Origin of the sequence: Dolichospermum sp. UHCC 0352, assembly GCF_009711925.1 — a bacterium.
Classification (GTDB): Bacteria; Cyanobacteriota; Cyanobacteriia; order Cyanobacteriales; family Nostocaceae; genus Dolichospermum; species Dolichospermum lemmermannii.
Genome location: NZ_VIKY01000002.1, coordinates 24,800 through 31,988, shown reverse-complemented (window position 1 = coordinate 31,988; position 7,189 = coordinate 24,800). Strand labels below are relative to the sequence as shown.

At 38.6% G+C, this 7,189-nt stretch carries 4 protein-coding genes and 1 pseudogene; all 5 read right to left on the bottom strand.

Features of this window, described 5'->3' with window-relative positions; genetic code table 11:
* Positions 1-56 precede the first annotated feature (56 nt).
* Positions 57-3,344, bottom strand: coding sequence for an N-6 DNA methylase (locus FJR06_RS00200; RefSeq protein ID WP_168650252.1), 3,288 nt, complete (start codon positions 3,342-3,344; stop codon positions 57-59).
* Positions 3,345-3,474: 130 nt separating this feature from the next.
* Positions 3,475-5,010 (bottom strand): NAD(P)/FAD-dependent oxidoreductase, encoded by a 1,536-nt coding sequence (locus FJR06_RS00195; RefSeq protein ID WP_168650249.1) that lies wholly within the window; start codon positions 5,008-5,010, stop codon positions 3,475-3,477.
* Positions 5,011-5,327: 317 nt separating this feature from the next.
* Positions 5,328-5,687, bottom strand: a pseudogene (locus FJR06_RS00190) (ISNCY family transposase); the annotation flags it as partial.
* A gap of 29 nt (positions 5,688-5,716) precedes the next feature.
* Positions 5,717-6,517 carry a nucleoside triphosphate pyrophosphohydrolase gene (gene mazG / locus FJR06_RS00185; protein WP_168650247.1) on the bottom strand — a complete coding sequence of 267 codons (801 nt, stop codon included), beginning with the start codon at positions 6,515-6,517 and terminating at the stop codon, positions 5,717-5,719.
* A 5-nt stretch (positions 6,518-6,522) separates the two neighbouring features.
* A complete protein-coding gene (locus tag FJR06_RS00180) occupies positions 6,523-7,107 on the bottom strand; it encodes a metal-binding protein (RefSeq protein ID WP_168650245.1) in 585 nt (194 codons plus the stop codon).
* Between the last annotated feature and the right edge of the window lie 82 nt (positions 7,108-7,189).

Below are 7,189 nucleotides of genomic sequence, written 5' to 3'. Positions count from 1 at the left end.
TGTGACAGTTTGGGGTGCGGAATGTGGGTTATATGGATGCACTCAAGTCAATACGTTTATGCAAATCTATCTTCAGTATATGCCTTTATGGATCGGGGTCTAACTGTTTGCCAGGGATATCGAGGTTGTAACTTGTTTAACGGGAAACTACCAAGACGATTTTCAATATGATCTTTTTCTCTGTCAGTGATGTTGAACATGGTGTAAACAGTTTCATCAATTTGGTTAAGAGCATTGAAAAAATCGGATTCAACTTCTTGAAAATCAGCAAATCGCTGGCGATAGTTTTGCATCAAAGTGGTATAATCTTGAGGCACATTCAATTTTTGAATGGTTGCCTTAGAAATAGTTTCATCAGTGCTATTAGTTAAGAGTAAATAAACTAATTCTGCTAAATCAGCATCAACCAGTTCTAGTGAAAACAAATCTGCCCCAATACAGTTACCATCCAAGGTTAATTCTTCTGCTAATACGTCTTCTGTACTCCAGCTAGAAAAGTTTAAACCCAAACGGCGATCGCTCAACCTGTAGCGACTTGTGACAATTTGCTTTTCTACTTCTGATAATAGCCACTCATTGGGATTGTTTCTAGCAATACCAGCTAAACGAGATAGATTATTATACCCATCTACTAATTGCTGTTCTATATCAGGTGCTAAATTTTTGATCCAAGGTAATGCTTCGAGGACACGAGGGTAAATATGTGAACGAGAAGAACCTTCCAATACTCCTGATCTCAGTCTAATTAAGTAGTAAAAACGAACTAATTTACTATTTATAAAAGAAGTAATTGCCTTTGCTGATATTCCGTCTGTTTTTGGTAAAGCTACAACAATGCTATTACGAGCAGCAAGGTCTTCTCTCTCCACGACAGAAGCAAATGGAACAAGTGCTAATTCAGCCACAGCAATAAATGATGAATGTGTAAGCTCCCCCCAAATACTAAGTTTCTGGACATCTTCAAGATTGAGCCATCCTTCCGGTTCCCCGTGCCAACCCATTGCCAAATTTCCACCTGTTAATATTTGGATAGAACGATTGCCTGTAGAACTTTCAGTAACTTGTGCCTCTCTACCTGCTTGAATGCCATAGGTAAACCAAAATGGACGGTTATTTCGGCTCATTTGTTTTGCAACGGCTTCTTTTAACTCAACAACGTTTCTACCATTATCGTTTGGATAAAGTTTTTTTAGTATTGGAACATCATTAGGATGCAGCAATGGTAACAAATAATCTCCCCACAAACCTTCTGTGGGATTACTTGGATCAATAGCAGTAATTCTTGGACTAATTTTGGCATCAAAAAAATCTTTGTATTTAATTTTTACCGATTGTTCATTACTTGGCCATTTTGACGGTACATAAACTTCAATTTCATCATCTTCTTGGGCTGATGTTTTTTCAATTACTAACAACATAGGAATTACATTTGCATCCCACTGTTTTCCAGCAAACTCCAGCCAAACTATTTTTCGTAGTGCTGCATTTTGTCTAGGATAAAGCAGTTTCCAAACCTTTGCGGCTGCTTCAGAATTAGCGTAGCCACCACTTACCACCATGCCTAAAAAACCATTCGGTTCTAGCCATTCTGTCAAAGAACGATAGAGAAAAACTAAACCTGTGTCGGCATTTTGTCCCCAGACTTGTTGCCATAGTCCTTTCATTTCCTCGCCATATTTTACCCGTTCTGCACGAATATAAGGCGGATTTCCGAGAATGTATTTCCACTGACTGCGATCGCGTTCCAATGATCCAGGAGATAAGAAATCTTCTCCTAAAATCGAAACCAAATCATCATCCCGAAGCAAACTGTTTAAGTTATAAACATAAATATTGGGAATATCTGTTTGATTTCTAGAAGGTTTAAATCTTATCATTGCCCACATTAATTGAAAGTGGCTGATAAAAGCAGCAAATGGATTCAGATCAAACCCCCAAACATTTTTTTGTAGTTCTTGCAATACAAAATCTACATCTAAACCTCTTGCTTTTGCATCTTCTAAACAGCGATGAACATAGCGTACGAGAAATGAACCACTGCCACAAGATGGATCTAGTAATTTTCCTTCTTCGTGCCTGAAAACTGTTTGTTCTAATAACCAATCAACAATGGTCGGAGGTGTATAAAATTCTCCTAAGCGTTTCCGTTTAGCAGCAGGTAAAAATGCTTGATAAATGTCTCCTAAAATTTCTTCAGATAAACCCGAAAAATCATAAGCATTAAATCGGAGAATCAGACGTTGTAAGGCTTCATTTAATGCTCCATTGGTTTCATAAATCCAATCAAACACATTTTGTTCAAATGGCTCATGATACAGCCGCCCCAAATCCTCAGCAACCAGTTTTACTAATGCCTTTGCATCTCCAATTAGGTGATCAACAAACGCTGACCAATCTTGTGGACCACCATTAGAAAGTCGTCGTTTATTGGTTAATTCTAAATCCTCTACTAATCGTAGAAACAAAACTCGTGCAATCAATACAGCTACAGAATCAGCTGCAAATGCTTCCCTAATTCTTTCTTGCGCTTGTTGACCTTTTGCATTAACTTCTCGACCATATTGATCTTCAAACTGAGGTAAAATATCCTCACATAAATGCCTTTCAAAATTAAACTTACGTTTCAGGCGCATCATTGCTCGACGTTTACTATCTTCTGTCGCAGATGCTAAATTGCCCTCAGCTTCTTTTTCTTGCTGCTTAAAATATTCATAATTTTTACTTAATTCTGCAATAACATCTTCTGCGGCAGCGTTTAATTCTGTAAAACTAATTTGTAAATCTTTTCGTAATTGATTTAAAGTATCATTTTCATCAAGTTTTAAATAAATATAAGGTAGTTTTCCCTCAATAAAAGTTTGCCATTGATTATTGTGAGATGCTTGTGAATAAGCAATAAATTTGAGGGTTTCTCTCAATTCTTCAAAAGTAATATTAGATAAAAAAATTGGATTTTCTAATCCTTCAACAGCCTCACCTGTTGGCATAACAATCCAAAGATAGTGAGCCGTCAGAAATACAACATAACGAGTTAAACCTTCAACATATTTGCGTTTTTGATTCCATAACTTTTGTCGTCCGGGTTCTGTAGTCAGTTCTTTATCATCTTTTTTTAAATCACCCACAACCCAAGCAATTTTTTCAGAGGTTAAAAGCTTAATATCTGGATATCCTCCTCCACCTGCATCCTCTGTGACAACATAATCTTTAGGATAATCAAGCAATCCTGCCAAAAAATCTCGGACATCTGGATTGTAGGATCTTTCTGGCCTATTCCACTCTAAAGCCAGCCATTTTTCTAATGGGTTCAGGTGTTGTTTTGGTGATCTACTATTTTTAGGCACAGTCTAACCTCTTTATATTTCAGTGATGATTGATATTCTAATATACAACAGATTAGTATTATGCGATTTGCTTGCAGCGGCACTTCGCTATCGCTCATCCTTTCCTTTCTCTCTCAATAAGCGATCGCTACTAAAAAATATCACTGAGTAATTGTAAATGTTGCTGCACAGGCGCAATAGTATTAGCAACAATCATCCCACTAGCAGCCACAGCCGGCAACCCAATCCCCGGAAAAGTCGAATCTCCACAACACAACAACCCCGATAAAGGTGTATTCCCACCAGGAAATAAACCCTTCCCTGCCGCTATAGCTGGTCCATAACTACCATGATGACGACGCAAAAATCGCCCATGAGTAAGGGGAGTACCCACCAAACTGACTTCACAACGAGAACGAATATCAGGAATAATTCTTTCTAAAGCTTGCCACATCACTTCCGCACGTTCTTGTTTTAACAACGCATATTCTTCGCTATTGCGTTCCTTTCCTTGCCAAATAGCATAAGGTTCATTACCAGGAGTATAAACGTGAATTACGTGCTTACCCACTGGTGCTAAAGACGAATCAAGAACTGAAGGAATAGATACAACTACCACATTTTGCGGTGCAGTTACGCCTTTGTCCCAATCGTTAACGACAATGTAGTGAATACCTAGATTCTCAGGTAATCCTGCTGCATCAATACCTAAATGCAGGTGCATAAAACTATCACATTCAGGAGTTGCTTGTTGCTTTTCTACATACCGTTTAGGTAAAGCACCTTCAGGAATGAGTTTGAGGGTATCCCAAACAGAAGCATTAGAAACAACAGCTTTACTGGCTCGGATTTCTTGACCACTCCGCAGACGTACCCCGACAGCACGGTTATTTTCTACTAAAACTTGCTCCACATGAGCATTCAAAACTAACTTACCACCATGTTTATTCAACCCCCGTACCAGTGCATCAACTAATGCACCACTTCCCCCAATCGGATAATCTAACTGCACATGAGGACGATACCAATCTGCAAACATAAACGCCACTTCTGCGGCTATTGTCCCATTTGCGGGTAATCCAGATAACAAAAAACAAAGTAAATCTAACCAGTTGCGAATAAAAGGGTCTGTGATTACACCATCAATAATGTTAGAAAAAGACCCTGTTAATTTGATGACGTTAGCGGCCTGTTGCAGTAAAGCTGGGGTAAATTTACCCATAGTTAACACCGCACCTAAATCATAGCGCAAGGCAGAGGGTGGGAGAGCAGTGGCACTCTTACCCAAAGGTGTCATAATTTCCTGGAGTTTGCGCCATTCTGCTACAGCTTTATCTCCCCGCACTTGTTGTAATATTTCACAGAACTGGTCAGCACCAACTTGAGCATCAAAGTAGCCTTCTGGTAAATAACAACCCCAGGTATTGTAATTGACGCAGGGTAAATCTTCGCCAATGGCATCTAAAACTTGACGTAAGGGATTAGGTGAAGGGCTATAGGATAAACCAGAATATAAAGAGGGTCCAGACTCAAACTTGTAGCCATTGCGTTCAAAAGCATGAGCCGCACCACCGGCAATGGAGTGGCTTTCTACTACTGTGACATCAATTCCATAGCGTGCTAAGAGTGCAGCGCAACTCAATCCGCCAATACCGCTACCAATTACGACTACTTCTGTGTTACTCATAAAGAATGCTTGATGACTGGGCTTTTTCAAAAATCATAGATAATGGATTTATTCTCAATTCTCGTCAACTTTGGTTAGCAGCAGGTTGGCTGGAAAAATTCAAATCATGTAACGGTATGTAAGGTTGATTCAATCCGTTATTGTTGTTGAGTTTTAGCAATTTTACAAAACCCAATATATTTGGATTTTATCACACGAACCTATTTACCTATTGATGATTCATGTCAACAAGAATAAAAATTTTATCCATTTGAATGTGTTTTCATAAAAAATTACAATTTTACTTTTGTTATATCTGGCTTTATTTTAGCATTTTAGTCATCTCCTAAAAGGGTTGCAGCATAACCATACTTATTTTGATGATTCTTATTTAACCATCTTTTAACAGCCGCATTTTCACAATCTTGTTTTTGATGTCCATCTTGTTTTTTAATAAATTCTGGTTCTAAATTAATTACTTGTTTTTGATTAGGAGAAACTACAATGGGTGTGACACAGCCATGAAAATAAGTTGTAGTTCCATTTCGATGATTACGAAAATTACAATGAGGGCAACTAATTTTCTTAGATGAGAAATATTCTGTCCCATCTAAAGCGATTAAAATTTCTTCATCTAAGTAGACAAACTTTTTCAAAACTCCATTTTTATTTAACCATTCATAGACCTCTTGAAAAGTCATAAAGAATATTTAAATTCACCTGATGTCTAATGACCAAGTTGGGCTTTAGCCTGTTGCCACAGGGCATCTAATTCTTCTAAACTATAATCTGTCAACGGACGTTCAATTACATCTTCCATTTTTTGCAATCGTTGAATAAATCGCTGACTTGTCCCTTGTAAACCCGCACTAGGATCAAGTTTATGCCATCTGGCAATTTGAATAATGGCAAATAGTAAATCACCTAATTCTGATTCTTGTCTTTCTTTGGTTTCTTCAGCTAAAGCCTGTTGAAATTCCCCTAACTCTTCATGAAATTTTCCCCAAACTTCATCCACATTATTCCACTCAAAACCAACTTTAGCAGCTTTTTCAGAGATCTTCATCGCCGCATTTAAGGGCGGAAGACTGCGACGATAACGATTCAATTTATCACTGAGTTTTTGCTCTTCTACAGTTTCTCCTTTTTCTGCTGCTTTGATGGTTTCCCAATTTTTGTGTACCTCTTCCATATTTGCCACAGTCACATCAGCAAATACATGAGGATGACGACGTATTAACTTTTGAGCAATACCCTCAGCAATTTCTTGCAGAGAAAAATCACCCGCTTCACTGGCAATTTGCGCCTGTAATACTACTTGTAATAATAAATCACCTAATTCTTCAGAAATAGCCTTTTTATCCCCAGTTTGAATTGCATCTACCACCTCATAAGCCTCCTCAATCACGTAAGGAGTCAGGCTTGACGGGGTTTGTGCCAAATCCCAAGGACAACCTTGAGGTGATCTTAATTTTGCCACCACATCTATTAATTCTTGTAACGCCAGCAAAGTTTGATTAACTTCCATATTTTTTACCGCTTTTTTGCACTGCGACGACTGGGGCTAACTTTACGTTTCTTAATTTTGCCACGGGGAAGTAAACCTTGAATACCCTGTTTTTGAAAGCGCTTATAACCGGAAACAGTCCAATCGCTGCAAGAATGACTCATTGCACCGAGTTCACAGCCGACAAAGAGGGCAAAAAATTCTCCATAATATATATAGATGGTCTTCCCCACAGTTCCCCACACTTCCCCCCAGTTCCAAGCCACATTTCCCAACTTGGTGAAAATCATCACCACCACAATGGCCACCAAGGCCAAAAAAGTCGTCAGATACACCACTCTTAATGTTGTACCAATAATCGGACCGTGAGATAAAAAAGAGCGATGGCGCAGACTTTTTTGATAAGGTAGCCAAATCCACCGCAGAAAACCCCACCGCTGAAATTGACGGGAGTAAATATCCAAATCGGGACCAAACATCAGCCCCCCAAACATAAACCCACCCGCCACTAACAAAGTCATATTACTGCTGTGAGTGGAAACCAGCGTTATACTCGCCACTACAGGCATAGACCAAATAGTAATGCGATCATGCGTTTGACCAGAGGGCATCTTAGAAAATTAAAAATTAAAAGTTCAAAATTAAAAATTTTAGTCCTGAGTTAGTATAGCTCAATACCGTTTAAATCAAGCT

Coding starts and splice junctions, on each gene's coding strand:
- FJR06_RS00195 (WP_168650249.1), bottom strand. CDS start 5,010: ATGAGTAACACAGAAGTAGTCGTAATTGGTAGCGGTATTGGCGGATTG.
- mazG (WP_168650247.1), bottom strand. CDS start 6,517: ATGGAAGTTAATCAAACTTTGCTGGCGTTACAAGAATTAATAGATGTG.
- FJR06_RS00180 (WP_168650245.1), bottom strand. CDS start 7,107: ATGCCCTCTGGTCAAACGCATGATCGCATTACTATTTGGTCTATGCCT.